This window comes from Streptomyces sp. NPDC004610 (assembly GCF_040609715.1).
Lineage (GTDB): Bacteria > Actinomycetota > Actinomycetes > Streptomycetales > Streptomycetaceae > Streptomyces.
This window is the reverse complement of record NZ_JBEXLA010000051.1, coordinates 1-18,768: the sequence shown is the minus strand read 5'-3', so window position 1 is coordinate 18,768 and position 18,768 is coordinate 1. Positions and strand designations below refer to the sequence as shown.

The following is an 18,768-nucleotide window of genomic DNA, read 5'->3' as shown; positions in this document are numbered from 1 at the left end:
GTGAGCGGGACCGGGCCCGGAAGAGCGGCACCGCGCGGTGCCCTGCTGGTGGTCGGGGACGTCATCACCGATGTGGTGGCCCGGCACCACGGGGCACTCGCGGCCGGTACGGACACGGGGGCGGCGATCCGGACCGTGCCGGGCGGCGCGGGCGCCAATGTGGCCTGCTGGGCGGCGCGTTGGGGCGCCGGTGACGTACGGCTGCTCGGGCGGGTCGGGACGGACGCGGCAGGGTGGCACGCGCGGGAACTCACGGCGAGCGGGGTACGGCCCCTCCTGGTGGTCGATCCGGAGGCGCCGACCGGGACGGTGATCTGCCTCGTCGACACCGGTGCCGCCGCCGAGCGGACGTTCCTCACCGACAGCGGGGCGTCCCTGCGGATCGGGCCGGGCGACTGGTCGGACACGCTGCTGGACGGTGTCGTACGGCTGCATCTGTCGGGCTATCTGCTGTTCTCGGAGTCGGGCCGGGCCCTGGCCGGGGTGGCGCTGGCGGCGGCGCGCGGGCGGGGTGTGCCGGTGAGTCTGGACCCGGCGTCCACGGGGTTTCTGCGGGAGCTGGGTGTCGAGCGGTTCCTGTCCCTGGTGGCGGGGCTCGATGTGCTGCTGCCGAGCGGCGCGGAGGCGAGTCTGCTGACGGGACTGTCCGATGTGGCGCAAGCGGCTGCCGCGCTGAGCCGCCGGGTGCCGCTGGTGGTGGTCAAGGACGGGGCGCGGGGCGCGCTGGTGGCGCGGGCCGGTGCGGTGCCCGCGCGCGTAGCGGCGATCCCGGCGACCCCACGGGACACGACCGGCGCGGGGGACGCCTTCACCGGCGCGTTCCTGGCGACGCTGCTCACGGGAGCCGGGGCCGGTGAGGCGGCGGCACAGGGGTGCCGGGCGGGGGCGGCGGCGGTGGAGGGGGTGGGGGGACGGCCGGGGGTGCCGGGGGTGGGGGGACGGCTGGAGGTGGGGGGTTGGTGACCGGGATGGCGGGGGGGTGGGGGCAGTGACGGGGCGGCCGGGGTCGCGGGGCGGTGACGGGGACGGCGGGGGCTGGTGGTCGAGGGTCGGGGGTCGGTGAGAGGTGCGAGGGGCGAGGCGGACGGGCCTCAGGTGGAAGCCGGTGGGCGGGTCCGGGGCGGTGGAGGCGGCCCGGTCGACCCCGGCGGGGTGGGGCGCCGGGCCGGAGGAGAGGGGACGCGGAGGCTGTGAACTCCCTTTGTCCACAGGCGGGAACAAAGCGGAATGTGCCCTTTCCACAGGCTTGCACGCGGTTCGCTCAGCCCTGGCAAACTGGCGCGACAGGGCGGCGGTGACGCGGCACGGGGGAACGCATGCGAGGAGATCAGGATGTCCATGGCAGGGAATCTGCGGAAGGTCACGAGCCTCGGCACGGTCGGTGGCCTTCGCAGGGTGGCGCGGATGGCGCGGCGCAGGCGCCGGCGGGTCGATCTGAGCCATCCCGCCCGCTCCCCGCTGGGTTCGTCGGTGGTCAACTGCGTGGCGTACGAGTACGGGCGCCGGGTGCCCGCGTGCCCGGATCTGGTGGACGCGGTGGAGCGGGTGCGCAAGACGGGCGAGGGGTTCGTGTGGCTGGGGCTGCACGAGCCGACGGCACGGGAGTTCGCCGGGATCGCCGAGTTGTTCGCTCTGCATCCGCTGGCGGTGGAGGACGCGATCGAGGCCCATCAGCGGCCGAAGGTGGAGCAGTACGGGGATTCACTGTTCGCGGTGTTCAAGACCGTCTGCTACGTGGAGCACGAGGAACTCACCGCGACCAGCGAGGTGGTGGACACCGGCGAGATCATGGTGTTCGTGGGCCGGTACTTCGTGATCACCGTCCGGCACGGCCGGCACGGCTCGCTGGGGCCGCTCCGGGAGGAGCTGGAGGCGGCGCCGGACCATCTCGCCAAGGGCCCGTCGGCGGTGCTGCACGCGGTGGCGGACCATGTGGTGGACGAGTACCTCAATGTCGTGGAGTCCGTGCAGGAGGACATCGACGAGGTCGAGACGGATGTCTTCGCGGAGAGCGGGGCGCGGGCCGATCCGGGCCGTATCTACCAGCTCAAGCGGGAACTGCTGGAGCTGAAGCGGGCCGTGGTGCCGCTGAGCAGGCCGCTGCTGGAGCTGGCGGACCCCACCCTGCGGATCGTCGACCCCGAGATACAGGCGTACTTCCGTGATGTCTCCGACCATCAGCAGCGGGCGACGGAGCAGATCGCCGCGTTCGACGAACTGCTCAACTCGATCCTCCAGGCCCATCTCGCGCAGGTGACGGTCGCGCAGAACGAGGACATGCGGAAGATCACCGCGTGGGCGGCGATCATCGCCGTACCGACGATGGTCTGCGGGATGTACGGGATGAACTTCGACCATATGCCGGAGCTGCACTGGCGGTACGGGTACGGCATGGTCATAGGCGTCATATCCGTCATATGCGTGACGCTGTACCGCCGATTCCGGCGCATCGGCTGGCTCTGAGGGGCGGCTCGATCACGGGTGGTGGGGTGGGGTGGGGCGCGTCAGCTGTGCGGGGGCGGGCGGGATCCGGTGGGACCGGCCGGTCAGCGGGTGGCGCCGCTCCGGGCGTAGACGCGTTCGGCCCAGCCGGCGATCTGGTCGTCCGTCAGATGCCGGGCCAGGTCCGCTTCGCTGATCATGCCGACGAGCCGTTTGCCGTCGATGACGGGGAGCCGGCGGATCTGGTGCTCCTGCATCTCGTGGAGCACCTCGCCGACATCGGCGCCCGCGTCGATCCAGCGGGGCGTCCCCCGGGCCATCTCCCCGGCGGTGACCTTCGCCGGATCATGCCCCAGGGCCACGCAGCCGACGACGATGTCGCGGTCGGTGAGGATGCCGCAGAGTCGGTCGTCGGGGTCGCCGATGGGCAGGGCACCGACGTTCAGCTCACGCATCAACTGGGCGGCGCGGTCGAGGGTCTCGTGCACGGGTATCCACTGGGCGCCGCGGTGCATGATGTCTTCGGCGGTGGTCATGGGGGTACCTCCCGGTGCGGGGCGGCTGGGCCGTGGTCCGGGCTGGTCCGGGCTGGACTGGTCTGGTTCGGGTTGGGTTGGGTTGGGTTGGTCTGGTTCAGGTTGGGCTGGGCTGGTCTGGTTCGGGCTGTCGTCCGGGCCCTCCCGGGGCCTTCATTCTCGCCGCACCAGGGAACGCACGCACTCGGAACCAAGGGTGGTGGGGGCTGCCGCCAGGAGCCCGACGGCGGCTCACCGGAACCGTCGGGCGCGATGGGCGCGGGCCCTCGGGCCGTGGCGAGCGGCCGTAGGCGGCGGCCGTAGGCCGTAGCCACAGGTGCGCGGCACCGGGCCGCCCCCCCCAGGCTCGTCAGACCGAGAACCCGATGATCTTGTGCGGCACCACGCGCACGATCACCCGGACCCCGTCGTTCTCCTCCGCCGGCGGGGCGGCCCCCAGGTACTTCTGGGACAGCTCGCGCGGGAGCCACTTGTCCTCGTCGGGGAGGATCTCGGCGGTGCCACGGATCTCCACGGAGTCGTAGGGGTTGGCGAGGTCGTAGACGGAGACGCTGATGCGGGGGTCGCGGCGCAGGTTGCGGACCTTCTGGCGGTTGTCGAGGGAGGAGAACAGGATGGTGTCGCCCTCGCGTTTGATCCAGACGACCGAGTTCTGCGGGGCACCGTCGGGGCCGATGGTGGCGACGGCGCCGAAGTTCTTGCCGTCGAGGAGGGCGCGGACGGAGTCGGCGAAGGTGACGGGCGTGGTGGAAGTGGCCATGGGCCCAGCCTAGGTAGATGCATGCGCATTGAAAAGAGTTTCGCCGGATTCGATGAAGGTGAAGGTGAAGGGAAAGGGGGCTGGGGGGTGGGGGTGGGGGTGAGGAAGACAAGAAGTGCGAGGCGGGGGCCGAGTCAGGTGTTCCGGCCGTTCCACGCCGGGTGGCGCGGGTCGTCGGCGCGGATCAGGACGTCGGCGGTGCTCGCGGGGTCGGTCTCGGCGGTGTAGCGCTCGAAGGCGGGGAGGGTCCAGTGGTCGGCCTCGGGGGTGCGGCGGCGCAGGGCGGCCGGGGAGAGCAGGACGTGGACGGTGAGGTCGAAGGGGAACCAGTGGCGGAGCAGGAGGGGGCCGTGGAGCAGCAGCAGTCCGCCGGGCGGGAGCCGGACGTAGTCGCTGCGGGTGGCGCGGTCGGTGACCGGGTCGCGCAGATCGGGCAGGACCCGGCCGTCACCGCCGGGTTCGAGCGGGCCGAACACCTCGCGCCACAGGGCGCCGGTGTCCAACCAGCCGTCGTAATAGGCGTCGACATCCCGGTGGCCGTGCTCCAGACGCAGCGAGGCGGGGCGCAGGAAGCCCTCGGTGCCGAGGGCGAGCGCGGGTCGGCCGCGGATCCGCAGGGCCTCCCGGACCCGTTCCGCGAGGTCTCCGGGGCGGGCCGCCGGGGCGCCGTCGAAGGCGATCCGGGGCCAGGGGCTGCCGTCGGCGGGGTCCAGGTCGAGCAGCCGGTCGGCGAGTTCGTCGCCGAGCCGGTCCCAGGTGATCGCTTCGAGTCGCACCCGGCCATGATCGGTCAGTTGGGCGACGGTGGTCGAGTGGCGGAGGGAGAGAGGGGAAAGGAACAGGGGGCTGCGGCTGTGGGGCGGGGATCGCTTCTCGTGGTGCAGCCGCTGCGGCGGAAGCGGTGTTCCAGATGTGGGCGCGGGCCCCTGCCGATGCTGGTGCTGGAGGAGGGCACGCCCCGCTGTCTGGCCTGTGCCGACCTCGGTCATCTGGTGTTCCTGCCGCGCGGCGAAACGGCGCTGACCCGCCGGTCGCGGGAGATGAGCGGGCTGTCGGTGGTCGTGGTCCGCTTCAACCGGCGCAAGGCGCGCTACGAGCGGCAGGGCGTCCTGGTCGAGGAGGCCGCGCTGGCCCGCGCCGAGGCCCGCTGTCTGGCCGACGCGGAGGTCCGCAGACGGCGCCGGGTGCGGGACGCGGCACGGCGCGCGGCGCAGGATCTGCGGTTCGCGGACGCCTTCGCGCGGGAGATCCGGCAGCTGTTCCCGGGCTGTTCCGAGGAACGGGCGCGGGAGATCGCCGGGCATGCGTCGGTGCGCGGCAGCGGGCGGGTCGGTCGCAGCGCGGCCGGGCGGGCGCTGACCGAGGGGGCGGTGATCTCGGCGGTCGTGGCCTCCGTCCGGCATGGGGACACGGCGTACGACCGGCTGCTGATGAGCGGGGTGGGGCGGCAGGAGGCGCGGCGGCGGATCGGGCCGACGGTGGAGGCGGTGCTCAGGGCGTGGCGGGAGGTGTGACGAGAGGCGTTACGGGAGGCGTGACGGGAGGCGTGACGGGCTGGGCCGGGAGGTTCTACCGAACCAGGGACCGGGAAACAGGGGCCAGGGATCGGGGACCAGGGGCCAGGGATCGGGACCAGCGACCAGCGACCAGGGACCAGGGAGGCATGACAGATCGGAGCGGGGCCTTCGAGCGGAGGGCCGGGGCGAACCGGGGTCCCAGGAGAGGCCCCCGGCCGGGCGGGTGAGGTCGGTGAACCGGGTCCACGCCGGGGCCGTGGACGCTCGCGTATGGGCCCGCGCCGCTCGGCCATGGTCCGGGGGTCGTGGAGGGCGTTGACTGAAGGGCATGGATGAGGCACCGGGGCGGGCGATCGGCCCGGTACTTCACCGGTACGTCAGTGGGGCAGAGGAGCGGATGTGGGAGTCGACATGATCGAGGGACCGTACTTCGTGCTGGCCGTGCTGGGTGTGCTCGGCACGGGACTGGTGGCCGGGGTCTTCTGCGGATTCTCGACCTTTGTGATGCGGGGTCTGGGAGCGCTGCCGCCCGCGCAGGGGGTCGCCGCGATGCAGTCGATCAATGTGACGGCGCTGCGGCCGGCGTTCATGAGTCTGTTCGCGGGTACGGCGGTGCTGAGCGTGGTGATCGCGGTGGTGACGTTCGTGCTGTGGCCGGAGGAGGGCACGGTGGAACTGCTGCTGGGCAGCGCGCTGTATCTGTTCGGCACGTTCGGGGTGACGATCGCGGCGAACGTGCCGCGCAACGAGGCGCTGGCCAAGCTGGACGCGGGGACGGCGGAGGCGTCGGCGTACTGGTCGACGTATCTGCGGGAGTGGACGGTCTGGAACCACATACGGACGGTCGCCTCGGCCGCGGCGGCGGTGTCGTACGTCCTGGCCATTGCCTGAACCGTCCGCCATCGGTCGGCGTGGACCAGCGCCAGCCGCGATCGGCCACCATCGGACGGCGTCGGCCACCTCCGCCCGCCGAGGGCGTACCGGTACCGGTCGCCTCCGCCCGCCGAGGGGCGTTCCGGTACCGGTCGCCTCCGCCCGCCGGGGCCGGTATCGACCACCAACGCCCCCCGACCTCCGCCCGCCGACGGCGGATCCCGCCCTCTCTTCATCGCCCCGCCCTCCCGGCGCCCCGGCGGCCCCGGCGGCCCCTGCCGCCTCCCCCGTCGCCGCCCCTCCCCCGGCCGCCCGAAACCCCCGTTCACCGGCGAGTCGTCCACGGTGGCCGATGGTCGTATGGTGGCCGGGAGGGACCCGGCACCGGACGCGCGGGAACGGCGCCGCGCACCGGACCCGGCCGGACCCGACCGGCGGACGGACGCCCCAAGGAAGACGCCCATGGCAGACCCCAAGGGATTCATGAGCACCCCCCGGCGGGAGTGGCCGCGCCGGCCCGTCGAGGAGCGGGTGCGGGACTGGGACGAGGTGTACGTCCCGGGCGCGCTGCTGCCGATCGTCAGCAAGCAGGCGGACCGGTGCATGGACTGCGGGGTGCCGTTCTGCCACGACGCCTGTCCGCTGGGGAATCTGATCCCCGAGTGGAACGACCTGGTCTCCCGGGAGGACTGGCGCGCGGCGGCGGACCGGCTGCACGCGACCAACAACTTCCCCGAGTTCACCGGCCGGTTGTGCCCGGCGCCGTGCGAGGCGGGGTGTGTGCTGGCGATCAACCAGCCCGCCGTCACCATCAAGAACGTCGAGTGCGCCATCGCGGATCGGGCCTGGGAGGACGGTCTCGCGCCGCCGCGCCCGCCCGAGCGGCTGTCGGGCCGGACGATCGCCGTGATCGGCTCGGGCCCGACCGGGCTGGCCGCCGCGCAGCAGCTCACCCGGGCCGGGCACACGGTGGCGGTGTACGAGAAGGACGACCGGGCGGGCGGGCTGATGCGCTACGGCATCCCCGAGTTCAAGATGGAGAAGCGCCATCTGGACCGGCGGCTGGCGCAGATGCGGGCCGAGGGGACCAGGTTCCGTACGTCGACGGCGGTCGGCCGGGACATCGGCGCGGACGAGCTGCGGACCCGTTACGACGCCGTCGTCCTCGCCACCGGTGCCACGGCCTGGCGTGATCTGGACGTCCCGGGACGCGAACTGGCCGGCATCCACCAGGCGATGGAGTATCTGCCGCTGTCCAACCGGGTCCGCGAGGGCGATCTGGAGACCTCCCCGCTGTCGGCCGCCGGAAAGCATGTCGTGATCGTCGGCGGTGGCGACACCGGCGCGGACTGCCTGGGCACGGCCGTGCGGGAAGGGGCCGCGTCCGTGACCCAGCTGGACATCTACGCCCAGCCCGGCGCCGCGCGCGACGAGGACGCCGAGCCCTGGCCGACGTACCCGAAGATCTACCGGCTGTCGGCGGCGCACGAGGAGGCCGGGGCGCTCGGTACGGCACCGGCGGCGCACGCGGACGCACGGTTGTTCGCCGCGTCGACGCTGCGGTTCACGGGGGACGCGGCCGGCCGGGTGCGGGCGCTGCACCTGGTCGAGGTGGACGCCGGGCGCCGCCCGCGCCCCGGCACCGGACGGTCCCTGCCGGCCGACCTGGTGCTGCTCGCCCTCGGCTTCTCCGGGCCGGACCGCGAGGACGGCGTCGTGGCGCAGCTGGGGCTGGCCATGGAACCGCGCGGCACGATCGCCCGGGACCGGGACTTCGCGACGAACGTCCCCGGGGTGTACGCCGCCGGGGACGCGGCGCGCGGGCAGTCGCTGATCGTGTGGGCCATCGCGGAGGGGCGGGCGGTGGCGGCGGCGGTCGACCGGGCGCTGACGGGCAGTTCGGCGCTTCCGGCACCGATATCGCCGTACGACCGGCCGATGACCGTGTGACGTCCGGAGACGTCTGGAGACATCCGGAGACGTCTGGGGACGCCTGGGGACGCCTGGGGACGTCCGGAGACATCCGGAGGCGTCGCTCCAAGGTCCCCTCCGCCCGCCCCGCGCTCAGCGGCGCTCGTCCGTGCCTGCCACCTTGCCGGTCGCGAGGGCCACGCGGTTCCAGGTGTTGATGGTCAGGATCAGCGCCATGACATGGGCCAGCTCGGTCTCGTCGAACTGGGCCGCGGCCTGCGCGTACACCTCGTCGGGGACTCCGGCGTCGGCGACCCTGGTGATCGCCTCGGTCAGGGCGAGCGCGGCCTGCTCGCGGGCGGTGAAGAAGTGCCGGGCCTCGCGCCAGACGGCGACCATGTGCAGCCGGTCCTCGTGCTCACCGGCCTTGCGGGCGTCGTTGGTGTGCATGTGCAGGCAGTAGGCGCAGTGGTTGAGGTGCGAGGCGCGGATCTGGATCAGCTCGACCAGGGTGGGGTCGAGGCCCTCGCGGGCGGCGGCGTCGAATCCGATGATCGCCCGGAAGACCTTCGGGGCGGCCTTGGCGAAGTCGATCCGGGGTTCGCGGGCGATCGCCCCATCGATCCCGGCTCCGACGCCGACACCGACACCGGCTCCGGCTCCGGCTCCGGTCGCGCTCGTGCCGTTCATGCTGTTCGTTCCATTCGTTCCGTTCATGCCGTTCACCGTGCTCACGTTCGTGTTCGTCGTCGTCATGACCATGAATCTACGGACTGGAAAGACCGGCTGTAGGGTGCAATTTCATGGCGGAATCATGGGTCAATTCGGCGGAGCGGATCGGTGCCGATCTGCATCTGGAGCTGACCGGCCCCGGCGGCCGGCGCGCGGCGCTGATCCGGGCGCTGCGCGAGGCCGTACGGGACGGGCGGTTGCCGCCGGGCACCCGGCTGCCGCCGTACCGTTCGCTCGCCGCCGACCTCGGGGTGGCCCGCAACACCGTCGCGGACGCGTATGCGGAACTGGTCGCGGAGGGCTGGCTCACCGCCCGGCAGGGATCGGGCACCAGGGTGGCCCTCGGACTCTCCGAGCCCTCGCGAGGCACCGGAGAGGGGGCGGCGCGACGGACAGGGGGACACGCCGTACGGCCCGCCCGACACGCCGTACAAGGGCCTCGTAAGGGGGCTCCACGCGCGCGAGGGCCGCTCCGTCCGCCGCACGATCTGAGGCAGGGCACCCCGGACGCGTCGGCGTTCCCCCGGGCGGCCTGGGGAGCGTCGTACCGCAGGGCGCTCCAGCAGGCGCCCAACGAGGTCTTCGGGCCGGGTGACCCGGCGGGCCGCCGGGAACTGCGGGAGGCGCTCACCGAGTACCTGGCCCGCGCGCGGGGCGTGCGGACGGAGCCGGAGCGGATCGTCGTCTGCTCCGGGTTCGCGCACGCGCTGCGGCTGCTGGCGGCGAGCGGGGTGCTGCGCGGCCCGCTCGCCGTGGAGGAGTACGGCCTCGGCTTCCACCGTGACCTGCTGGCCGCCGCGGGCGTACGGACCGTCCCGCTGCCGCTGGACGAGGACGGGGCGCGGGTGGCGGAGCTGGGGCGCGAGCGGGCCGTCCTGCTGACGCCCGCCCACCAGTTCCCGACGGGCGGCCCCCTGCACGCCTCGCGCCGGGCGGCGGTGGTCGACCTGGTTTCCGCGCGGGGCGGGCTGCTGCTGGAGGACGACTACGACGGGGAGTTCCGCTACGACCGCAAGCCCGTCGGCGCGGTTCAGGGCCTGGCCCCGGAGCATGTGATCCACATCGGCTCGGTCAGCAAGAGCCTGTCCCCCGCACTGCGGCTGGGCTGGATGGTGCTGCCGGAGGGGCTGGTCGCGGACGTACTGGCCGCCAAGGGCGAGCGGGAGGCTTGGGCGAGCGTCCTGGACCAGCTGAGCCTGGCGGACTTCCTGCGCTGCGGCGCGTACGACCGTCATGTGCGGCGGATGCGGCAGCGGTACCGGGGGCGGCGGGACCGCCTGGTCGCTGCGCTCGCCGAACGGGCGCCGCACATCGGGGTGACCGGCGTGGCGGCGGGACTGCACGCCGTGCTGCGGCTGCCGCCGGGCACCGAGGCGTCGGCGGTCAAGGCGGCCGTCTGGCAGGGGGTGGCCCTGGACGGCCTCTCCGCGTTCCGCCATCCGGCGGCCCGGACCCCGCCGAGGGACGGCCTGGTCGTCGGCTACGCGACACCGCCGGAGCATGCCTATGGGGCGGCGGTGGAGGCGCTGTGCGGGGTGCTGCCGCCGCCGGGGTAGGGCGGGGTGAGATGGGGCGGGGGCGGGGCGGGGGGCAGTGGGGCAGTGGGGCTGCAACTCGGCGGCCTACGGCTTACGCGGTACCCCTCGGCCGACACCGGCTCGGCGCGCCACCCCTTGGCCAGCATCGGCTCGGCGCGCTACCCATCGTCCGAGACCAGCATGGCGCGCACTGCGCTTCGGCCGACACCGGCATGGCGCACCGCGCCCCGCAGCCCACGCCTCGGCCGCCTACGGCTTACGGGCCACCGCCCCGTACCCGGGAATGATCCCGTCATGCTCCCCGGGCACCGGCTCACCCAGTTCCCGCCGCCACTCGTTGACGACCACGACACCCGGATCGACCAGTTCCAGGCCGCTGAAGAAGCGGGCGAACTCGGTGCGTGAGCGCAGGGCAAGGGTGATACCGGCGGCCTTGAGCTTCGCGGTCGCGGCGGCGGACTCTTCCGGGGTGAAGTCGGCGGAGGCGTGGGTCATCATCAGATAGCTGCCGGAGGGGAGTTCGGCGAGGAGCCGGGCGACCAGTTCATGGGCACCGTCCTCGTCGGGGACGAAGTGCAGCAGCGCGACCAGGGAGAGGGCGACCGGCCGGCTCAGGTCCAGCACCTTGGCGGCGGACTCGGCGATGGGCGCCGGGTCGCGCACATCGGCCTGGACGTACTCGGTGACACCCTCCGGTGTGCTGCGCAGCAGCGCGGCGGCGTGGGCGAGGACGATCGGGTCGTTGTCGCAGTAGACGATCCGGGCGTCCGGCGCGATCTCCTGGGCGACCTGGTGCAGATTCGGCTCGGTCGGTATGCCGGTGCCGATGTCCAGGAACTGCCGGACGCCCTGCCGGGCGAGCCAGCGGGTGGCGCGGTGCATGAACGCCCGGTTCACCCGCGCCATGACCGGGACCCGCGGGTCCAGCGCCAGCATCTGACGGCCCATGGCCTCGTCGACCGGGTAGTTGTCCTTGCCGCCGAGGTACCAGTCGTACATGCGTGCCGGGTGGGGCTTGCTGGTGTCGATCTCGATGGCGCCGATGGGGTCCTGCCCGGTCATGAGCCACTCCGTGAGTGTCGGACGGGTGCGGGGGGAGGAGGAGAGGAGGAGGGGGGCGGTCTGGTGCGGGTGGGTGGAGCCGGACTGCAATCAACTTAGCGTGGTAGGTGCTCAAGTGCCGCTGGTTCTCAGGGGCGTTGGGGCTCGATCACGGGCGGTGCCGAAGGGGGTCGAGGGGAGCGGCGGTCAATGGGGAATGGCGGTCAATGGGAAACGTGGTCAATGGGCGAGGCTGTCAACGGGAAAGGGGATGGGGATGGGGATCGGGATGGGGATGGTCGTTGGGGGGGGTGGAGGGTGGTCATTTGGGGGGTGGCTCGAAAAGCAGCAACGTCGTTCAGCGGACCAGGAAGTCGGCCTCACCCGCCTTCGCGCCCTCGATGAACGCGGTCATCTCATCGGTGGTGTAGATCAGCGCCGGGCCGTCGGGGTCGGTGGACTGCCGGACCGCGATCCGGCCGTCGGCGAGCTTCATCGCCTCCAGGCAGTTGCCCCCGTTGCCGCCGCTCCACGGCTTGTGCCAGCCTTCGCTGCCCAGCTCATGCGCGGGCATGCCGTTGTAGATCCGCGCGGTGCGGGTCAACGGCCTCGGCTGGGACGTGATGCCATCCATTCACAGCTCCTTGCGGAGATCCCGGAGGATCTCCTTCGTGCGTTGTGCAGTGGCGGCCTGTGCCGCCATGCGGTCCATGACCTCCAGGTAGGTGGCTACCTCTGCGCGCGCGTCCAGGTAGACGGCGCCGGTCAGGTACTCGCTGTAGACCATGTCCGGCAGTTCGGGCATGGCGAATCGGAAGAGGACGAACGGTCCGTAGGTCCCCGGGTGCGGTCCGGAGGCGAAGGAGATCACCTGGAGCGTCAGATTCGACAGCTCGGTCGCCTCCAGCAGCCGGTCGATCTGCGCGCGCATCACCTCGGGGCCGCCGACGGAGCGCCGCAGCGCGGTCTCGTCCATGACGACCCAGAGCCGGGGCGCGTCCTCGCGGGTGAGGAGGTTCTGGCGCTGCATGCGCAGGGCGACATGGCGTTCGATGTCGTCGGGCCGGGTCTGGCCGACGGCACCCGCCTTGAGCACCCCGCGCGCGTAGTCCTCGGTCTGGAGCAGGCCGGGGACGAAGTGCGGGTCGTAGCTGCGGATGAGCCGGGCGGCGCCCTCCAGGCTGACGTACATCGAGAACCAGCCGGGCAGGATGTCGTGGAACCGCTGCCACCAGCCGGGCTTGTTGGCCTCCTCGGCGAGCTGGACGAAGGCGTCCGCCTCGTCCTCCGGGACGCCGTACGCCTTCAGGAGCAGCTGGAGGTACGGGATCTTGAGCGCGACCTCGGCCATCTCCATCCGGCGGACCGTGGCGGGCGCGACGCGCAGGATCTTGGCGGCTTCCTCGCGCTTGATCCCGGCACCCTCGCGCAGATCCAGCAGGCGTCGGCCGAGGACGACCTGGCCGACCGTCGGCGCGGACCGCGGCTCACTCACGCTCCACCTCCACACAGGAATCTCGAAGGGCTCATGGACTGACGGGACTGACGGGACTGACAGGACTCACGGGGCTCAAGGGACCGACGGGACCTACTGGCCGGACCGACCGGACCGACCGGACCGGCTTGACCGACCGAACTCGTCGGACCGGCTTGACCGACCGGACTCGTAGGGCCTTGCTGGACTGCCTGACTGCGCTGGACTCAAAGAACTCAAAGAACTCAACGAACTCGATCGGTTCCGACGACTCGAAGGGCTCGACCGACTGATACGACTGCTGCACTTACCGGGACCGGGACTGAATTCGGGACCACGCGGACCGGCTCCGGCCCACCGGGATCACCTGGCCCCTTCGGGCGGCAGGCGGTTCCGGCAGGTCAGACAGGCCCGGTAGACCCTGACAAGCTCGCTGACAGGCTTCACGGCGCCATTCGAAAATGCATTCGAAGGTCCGAACAGACCTTCGTCTTTCGAAATGACGCCGCTCCACATGCCGTTGCGAGCAGTGTGCCACGCCCGTGCAGAGAGTCATACGGCACTCTGCAATTTTCAGAGTGACACTTGCCAAGTGTTCACGGCGGGGCGATAGTGGCAAGCGTGATTCCGTCCCCGCCCTTAGGAGCAGACGCCGCCGCAGGCCCCTTCGGCCTCGACGGCGCCGCTACGCCGGCCGGTCCCGCCGAGACCGCCGTCGAGCGCCGGTTCCGCTTCGAGCTGGCCGCGCATCCGGGCTCTCCCGCGCAGGCCAGAAGGCTGACCCGGGCCCGGCTGACCGGCTGGTCGGTGTGCGAGGACACGTGCGACACGGCGGCCCTGGTGGTCTCCGAACTGGTCACCAACGCGATCGTGCACACCGCGAGCGATGTCGTCGTCTGCGAGCTGCACGACGGCGAGGATCTGGTGCGGATAGCGGTGCGTGACGAGGGTTTCGCGCCGGGTGAGCCCCAGCCGTCGCCGCAGCGGCCGGAGGAGGAGCACGGGAGGGGATTGCTCCTCATAGACGCCCTGTGCCGGGCCTGGGGCGCCCAGGAGCACGGCCCCGGGCTGCTGGTCTGGGCGGAACTGCCGCGACAGGCCGAGGGCCCGGAGGACGACGGACCGCGGGGTGTAGGCCGACAGGGTGACGGTCGGCGGGGTGGCGGCCTCCAGGGCGATGGTCGCCGGGTTGACGACGACCAGGGCTACGGCCGGCAGATCGACGACCGCCGGGACGGTGACCACCAGAGCGGCGACCACCGGGACACCGGCCGCCAGGACTCCGGCCTCCAGGCTGACGGTCGGCGGGTCGACGCCCGATGGGTCGATGGCCCGCAGATCGACGGCCCGCAGGGCGACCTCGGCTGGGGTGCCCGCCCCAAGCCCGGCCCCCTCAAGGGCGGCTCGGGCGACGACGAGGCCGAGGCGCTGCACGGCGGCCCGGTCATGATGCCGCGCGAGCGGGACGGGGAGAGGGGAACGCCGTGAGAACCGCGTCCTGCGGCGGACAGGTGCTCAACCTGGACACGCTGGTCCGTCTGGGTCGCGAGGCACAGGCCCCGGGCTCGGCGGCGCCGGGTACCACCCGCAAGCTGTCCGTACCGGACGGGATGACCGCGCCGATGGGCTGCGACGCGGTGGCGGTGCCCGCGGACTTCGGTCCGCTGGTCATACCCCGACTGCCGCGCGTGGGGTGCGTCTACGCCGATGAGGCGCACTGGTGGTGGCTGGTCCCGTCCGACTCGGACTACGCCCTCGACTGGCCGGCCCCGGCCCAGTACACGGCGGGCGCGCTGGTCACGGACGCGCCGAGGCTGATCCACCGGCCCGACAGCACGCTGCCGTACACCCCGCCGATCCCGCTGTATCTGGCCCTGTGCCGACTGACGGGGACCACGCCGAGCTGGTCGCGCCCGGTCACCGCGTAGGGCTCCGCCCGGGGGCTGCACGGGCTGCATGGGTAGACCGGTAGACCGCCAGACAGACCGCAGGCGAAACCGACGTCGGCCGCTGTCAGCCCCCCGAACACCCCAGGCACTCCCCAATCCTCACCCCTCTCCCTCACTCCTCATACTCATCGTGGTACTTGCTGTGCGCGCTCCCCGCGAGAGGGCCGTACGCGCTGGCACGGCCCCGAGGCGCCTCCCATGCCTCCTGTCGGCCGAGCGCGGTGAGGTCGAGGAAGCTGGTGGCCGGGCCGAGCCCGTCGAGCCCGCGGTCATGGGTCGCGTAGGTGTGGAAGATCCGGTCCCGGTCGCGCAGGAAGCAGCTGAGGCCGGGCTGCTCGGACAGTTCGCCGTCCCGCTCCAGCGTCGCCTCGAAGTCGAGGTTGAAGTCACTGTCGCAGGACGAGTACCAGGGCAAGGTCCAGCCCATCCGGGCCTTGAAGGGCAGCAGCCGGGTGTACGGCGCCCGGGACACAGCCGCGAACGAGGTGCGGCGGGCGTGCAGATGGGCCTGGTGGCCGACCTGGTCGAGGAAGTACGAGCAACTGGGGCAGCCGTTCTCCCACTCCGGGGCGAACATGAAGTGGTAGACGACGAGTTGGTCGCGGCCCTCAAAGAGGTCCAGCAGGGTGGCCTTGCCGTTGCCGCCCTCGAACACATACTCCTTGTCGATCTCGACCATGGGCAGCGCGCGCCGCTCCGCGTTGAGCGCGTCCCGCGCGCGGGTCGCCGCCTTCTCCTTGGCGAGCAGTTCCTGCCGTGCCCTGCGCCACTCTTCGCGCGACACGACATCCGGAAGCGACATGGGTCCTCCTGTGCAACAGTCCCGTTGGGGTGCTGACTGAGGGACTCACCGGAACTCATCGCGCGCGGCAAAACTTTTGCGACGGAACCACGGACCACGGACCACGGACCTTCATAGGACACCAGGCGGGCGCTGTCCCGCCCCTCCCCCTCTCCCGCCCCTCTCTCTCCCCTCCCCCTCCCCTCTCTCCCCCACCGGACTCGCCCCCTCACACCCCATAGCTCTGAATGGGCCGCCGCCCCCCACCCGCGAGCAGCGCAGGCAGCCGCCCCCGCAACTCCCGCACCACCCCCGGCACATCAAGCGTCATCAGTTCCCGATCCCGCATCAGGACCCTCCCGTCCACGATCGTGGTGCGCACGTCGGCGGACCGGGCACTGTGGACGAGGGTGGCGGCGAGGTCGTGGACGGGCTGGGTGTGCGGGCCGGTGAGATCGACCAGGACGAGATCGGCCCGCCGCCCCGGCGCGATCCGCCCGATGGTGTCGGCGAGGCCCACCGCGCGGGCGCTCTGCACGGTGGCGTGGTGCAGTGCCTGACGGGCGGTCAGCCAGCGGGGATCGCCGGTCGTGGACTTCTGGATGAGCGCGGTGAGGGTCATGGCCTCCCAGACGTCGAGGGAGTTGTTGGAGGCGGCCCCGTCGGTGGCGAGTCCGACCGGGACGCCGATCTCGCGCAGGGCACGGACCGGGGTCGTGGTGGGCCAGGCGAACCTCAGATAGCCGCGTGGCGCGCTGGCGACGGCGACCCGGCCGGCGGCCCGCCGCAGCACGGGGAGGTCCCGGTCCAGGATGCCGGTCCCATGGGCGAGGAGCAGATCCACGTCCCCGTCCAGCAGTCCGGCCCGCGCCAGCACCTCCACCGGGGTGAGGCCATGGCGTGCGATGCTCGCCTCGGTCTGCTCGCGGTTCTCGGCGGCGTGCAGATGCACGGGAAGGCCGTGGGCGCGGGCGAGTCCGGCGGTGGCGGCGAGATCGGCGTCGGTGACGGTGTAGGGGGCGTGCGGCGCGAGAGCGGTGGTGATACGACCGTCAGCGCGCCCCCGGTTGCGGAGCGCGAAGTCCAGCGAACTGGCCCGCCCCTCCTCCCCCTGGGACGAGAAGTACGCCTGGCCGAGCAGCGCCCGCATCCCGGACTCCTCGACCACGGCGGCGACCTCGTCCATCTCGAAGTAGTGGTCGGCGAAGCAGGTCACCCCGCCCCGGATCATCTCGGCGCAGGCGAGCCGCGCGCCGAGCGCCACGTCCCGCGCCGTGAGGTTGGCCTCCACCGGCCAGACGACGCCGTTGAACCACTCCTCGATCGGCAGATCCTCCGCGATCCCGCGCAGGGCGACCATCGGCGCGTGCGTATGGCAGTTGATCAGCCCCGGCAGCACGACCTGCCCCCGCCCGTCGATCACCTCCCGCGCCTCCAGCCCGGCCACCTCCCCGGCACCGACGACCGCGTCGACGACCCCGCCCCGCACCACGACCGCCGCGTCCTCACGGAACCCCACCTCCTCGTCCACGCCATGAACGAGCACGGTGCAGGGGGTGATCAGCAGATCGGCGCTGGGGGTCATGGGGTCACGGTATGTCGGGGCGGGGGCGGGCCCTACAAAATGTCGGGGCGGGGGGCGGGCCCTACAAAGGCCCCTGACCTGACGGACCGGCCCCTACGGAAGCCCCTCGACCGCCTCCTTGACGAGATCCTCGGCCTCCGCCACCGCCCGCACCAACGCGTCCGGATCGGCCGTCAGATTCCCCACGACGGCATCGATGTGCGCGAGCCCGGCTCGTTCGACCAGCCCCTTCTCGTTCGTCACCCACACCCCGCGGCCCGCCAGCACGGCATGGGCGGTGTGGGTCGCCGCGACCGCCAGCGCCCCGGCCACCTGGGCGACCGCGCCCCTCGGGGCATGACCGGCCTTCGCATAGGCGAGGGTCGCGGCGGCCGTGCCGGACCAGCGTTCCCGCGCGGCCCGCCGCAGTGCCTGCGGATAGGGGCCGGGACGCGGCAGCGTGCCCCGCAGGACCCGGTTGACCGACAGTTCCGCCAGCAGCAGATACGTCGGGATGCCGGCCAGGTGGAAGAGGAGGGGCTCGATCCGGAAGTCGCCGGTCTCCGCCTCCGCCGTGACGCGGTCCACGGCGTCCAGGTCGCGGTAGTGGACGTCCACCCGGCGGCCGTCGATGGTCAGCCAGGCTCCGCCGTTGAAGACGCCGCCGCCCCAGGCGCCGATCTCGCAGACCTCGCCTTCCCAGCCGATCGCGCGCAGGTCGGCGGGGTCGAAGGGGCCCCGGTAGTAGACGGCCAGGTCCCAGTCGCTGTCGGGGCGGTGGGTGCCCTGGGCCCGGGAGCCGCCCAGGGCCACGGCCCGGACGGCGGGCAGGCCCACGAGCCGGTCGGCCGTACGGTCGAGAAAGGCGTCGTCGTCATCGGAGGGGGCGGGCATGGAGGGCTCCCGGGAAAGGGGTGCGTCGGAACAACGACAGGGACTGCAAACCGGCACCCGGGGTGGGCGGTACCCAACCGGCACCCTAGGTGGGCGGTACGCGGGATTCCGCAGCCTATGCGAGCCCGCCCCGCCCCCGCTCCTGAAATTCGCGTGCGCACACCCCCCTCCCCAGGGGAGCATCGGTCAACCGCGAACCGGACCACCGGCCCGCCTGAAACCGTACCCGCGTTCCCCTGAACGCCCACGACAGGAGCCCCCGTTGCTCAAGCGTGTCACCGTCCCTTCCCTCTTCCCGCCGCCCCGCTACTCGCACGCCACCGTCGTGGAGGCGGGCGCCCGCCTGGCCTTTCTCGCCGGGTCGGTCCCTCTGGACGGGGAGGGCAGCATCGTCGGTGAGGGGGATCCCGTACGGCAGGCCGAGCAGGTCATCGCAAATCTGCGGGAGCAACTCGCCGCCATCGGCAGTGATCTTCCGCTGGTGGTGTCGACCGAGGTGTACGTGGTGAGCGCCGATCCGGCGGTGCTCGCCGCCGTCTGGGAGGTCGTCCAGGCGTCCGGGCTGAGCGCCGGCCCGCACTCCTCGACGCTCCTCGGTGTGACCGTGCTCGGCTACCCCGGCCAGCTGGTGGAGATCACCGCCACCGCCGTCGTGCCCGAGGCGTCCTAGGAGTTGTCTTCAATTGTCACGCCCACATCAGGAGCGATGCGAGGGTGACGGCTGCCTGGTAGGACTCGGCGGTCTTGTCGTAGCGG

The 18,768-nt window shown here is 72.3% G+C and carries 18 protein-coding genes and 1 pseudogene; 9 read left to right on the top strand and 10 right to left on the bottom strand.

Translation table 11 applies throughout. The features are described from left to right. Positions 1-963: a PfkB family carbohydrate kinase gene (locus ABZX40_RS37705; protein WP_355749404.1), complete on the top strand. Its 963-nt coding sequence runs from the start codon at positions 1-3 to the stop codon at positions 961-963. A gap of 369 nt (positions 964-1,332) precedes the next feature. Then, a complete protein-coding gene (locus ABZX40_RS37700) occupies positions 1,333-2,463 on the top strand; it encodes a magnesium and cobalt transport protein CorA (RefSeq protein WP_355749401.1) in 1,131 nt (376 codons plus the stop codon). Positions 2,464-2,546: 83 nt separating this feature from the next. On the opposite strand, the gene ABZX40_RS37695 is transcribed toward ABZX40_RS37700, so the two are convergent. The 3 genes from ABZX40_RS37695 to ABZX40_RS37685 form a co-directional block, all read right to left on the bottom strand. Next, complete coding sequence (locus tag ABZX40_RS37695; protein ID WP_355749399.1) at positions 2,547-2,978, bottom strand: CBS domain-containing protein; 432 nt, start codon at positions 2,976-2,978, stop codon at positions 2,547-2,549. Positions 2,979-3,327: 349 nt separating this feature from the next. Then, positions 3,328-3,738, bottom strand: coding sequence for a PPOX class F420-dependent oxidoreductase (locus tag ABZX40_RS37690; protein ID WP_355749396.1), 411 nt, complete (start codon positions 3,736-3,738; stop codon positions 3,328-3,330). Between the two features lie 134 nt (positions 3,739-3,872). Next, positions 3,873-4,514, bottom strand: coding sequence for a uridine kinase (locus tag ABZX40_RS37685; protein WP_355749393.1), 642 nt, complete (start codon positions 4,512-4,514; stop codon positions 3,873-3,875). A gap of 78 nt (positions 4,515-4,592) precedes the next feature. Here ABZX40_RS37685 and ABZX40_RS37680 point away from each other — a divergent pair, with 78 nt between their 5' ends. The 3 genes from ABZX40_RS37680 to ABZX40_RS37670 all read left to right on the top strand — a co-directional run bounded on the left by ABZX40_RS37680 (position 4,593) and on the right by ABZX40_RS37670 (position 8,078). After that, positions 4,593-5,252 (top strand): DUF2293 domain-containing protein, encoded by a 660-nt coding sequence (locus tag ABZX40_RS37680; protein WP_355749390.1) that lies wholly within the window; start codon positions 4,593-4,595, stop codon positions 5,250-5,252. Positions 5,253-5,666: 414 nt separating this feature from the next. After that, complete coding sequence (locus ABZX40_RS37675; RefSeq protein ID WP_355749474.1) at positions 5,667-6,146, top strand: anthrone oxygenase family protein; 480 nt, start codon at positions 5,667-5,669, stop codon at positions 6,144-6,146. Positions 6,147-6,590: 444 nt separating this feature from the next. Next, positions 6,591-8,078 carry a glutamate synthase subunit beta gene (locus ABZX40_RS37670; RefSeq protein ID WP_355749388.1) on the top strand — a complete coding sequence of 496 codons (1,488 nt, stop codon included), beginning with the start codon at positions 6,591-6,593 and terminating at the stop codon, positions 8,076-8,078. A 114-nt stretch (positions 8,079-8,192) separates the two neighbouring features. Here the strand turns inward: ABZX40_RS37670 and ABZX40_RS37665 are convergent, their stop codons facing one another. Next, positions 8,193-8,795 carry a carboxymuconolactone decarboxylase family protein gene (locus tag ABZX40_RS37665; RefSeq protein ID WP_355749385.1) on the bottom strand — a complete coding sequence of 201 codons (603 nt, stop codon included), beginning with the start codon at positions 8,793-8,795 and terminating at the stop codon, positions 8,193-8,195. Positions 8,796-8,842: 47 nt separating this feature from the next. Between ABZX40_RS37665 and ABZX40_RS37660 the strand changes: the two genes are divergently transcribed. After that, positions 8,843-10,327 carry a PLP-dependent aminotransferase family protein gene (locus ABZX40_RS37660; protein WP_355749382.1) on the top strand — a complete coding sequence of 495 codons (1,485 nt, stop codon included), beginning with the start codon at positions 8,843-8,845 and terminating at the stop codon, positions 10,325-10,327. Between the two features lie 231 nt (positions 10,328-10,558). Here the strand turns inward: ABZX40_RS37660 and ABZX40_RS37655 are convergent, their stop codons facing one another. The 3 genes from ABZX40_RS37655 to ABZX40_RS37645 all read right to left on the bottom strand — a co-directional run bounded on the left by ABZX40_RS37655 (position 10,559) and on the right by ABZX40_RS37645 (position 12,845). After that, entirely contained in the window at positions 10,559-11,371 is an 813-nt protein-coding gene (locus ABZX40_RS37655; protein WP_355749379.1) for an SAM-dependent methyltransferase, read from the bottom strand. A 337-nt stretch (positions 11,372-11,708) separates the two neighbouring features. Further along, positions 11,709-11,984 (bottom strand): DUF397 domain-containing protein, encoded by a 276-nt coding sequence (locus ABZX40_RS37650; protein WP_355749376.1) that lies wholly within the window; start codon positions 11,982-11,984, stop codon positions 11,709-11,711. Beyond that, complete coding sequence (locus ABZX40_RS37645; protein ID WP_355749373.1) at positions 11,985-12,845, bottom strand: helix-turn-helix transcriptional regulator; 861 nt, start codon at positions 12,843-12,845, stop codon at positions 11,985-11,987. A gap of 591 nt (positions 12,846-13,436) precedes the next feature. Between ABZX40_RS37645 and ABZX40_RS37640 the strand changes: the two are divergent. After that, positions 13,437-13,928, top strand: a pseudogene (locus ABZX40_RS37640) (ATP-binding protein); the annotation flags it as partial. A 380-nt stretch (positions 13,929-14,308) separates the two neighbouring features. Next, complete coding sequence (locus ABZX40_RS37635; protein ID WP_355749370.1) at positions 14,309-14,752, top strand: hypothetical protein; 444 nt, start codon at positions 14,309-14,311, stop codon at positions 14,750-14,752. A gap of 133 nt (positions 14,753-14,885) precedes the next feature. Here the strand turns inward: ABZX40_RS37635 and ABZX40_RS37630 are convergent, their stop codons facing one another. From ABZX40_RS37630 to ABZX40_RS37620, 3 genes are all read right to left on the bottom strand, one after another. After that, positions 14,886-15,575: a DUF899 domain-containing protein gene (locus ABZX40_RS37630; protein ID WP_355749367.1), complete on the bottom strand. Its 690-nt coding sequence runs from the start codon at positions 15,573-15,575 to the stop codon at positions 14,886-14,888. A 208-nt stretch (positions 15,576-15,783) separates the two neighbouring features. Beyond that, complete coding sequence (locus tag ABZX40_RS37625; RefSeq protein ID WP_355749364.1) at positions 15,784-17,139, bottom strand: amidohydrolase; 1,356 nt, start codon at positions 17,137-17,139, stop codon at positions 15,784-15,786. A 93-nt stretch (positions 17,140-17,232) separates the two neighbouring features. Further along, positions 17,233-18,012 carry a nucleotidyltransferase domain-containing protein gene (locus ABZX40_RS37620; protein WP_355749361.1) on the bottom strand — a complete coding sequence of 260 codons (780 nt, stop codon included), beginning with the start codon at positions 18,010-18,012 and terminating at the stop codon, positions 17,233-17,235. A 262-nt stretch (positions 18,013-18,274) separates the two neighbouring features. Between ABZX40_RS37620 and ABZX40_RS37615 the strand changes: the two genes are divergently transcribed. After that, positions 18,275-18,682, top strand: a complete 408-nt coding sequence (locus tag ABZX40_RS37615) for a RidA family protein (RefSeq protein ID WP_355749358.1) — start codon at positions 18,275-18,277, stop codon at positions 18,680-18,682. Positions 18,683-18,768 lie beyond the last annotated feature (86 nt).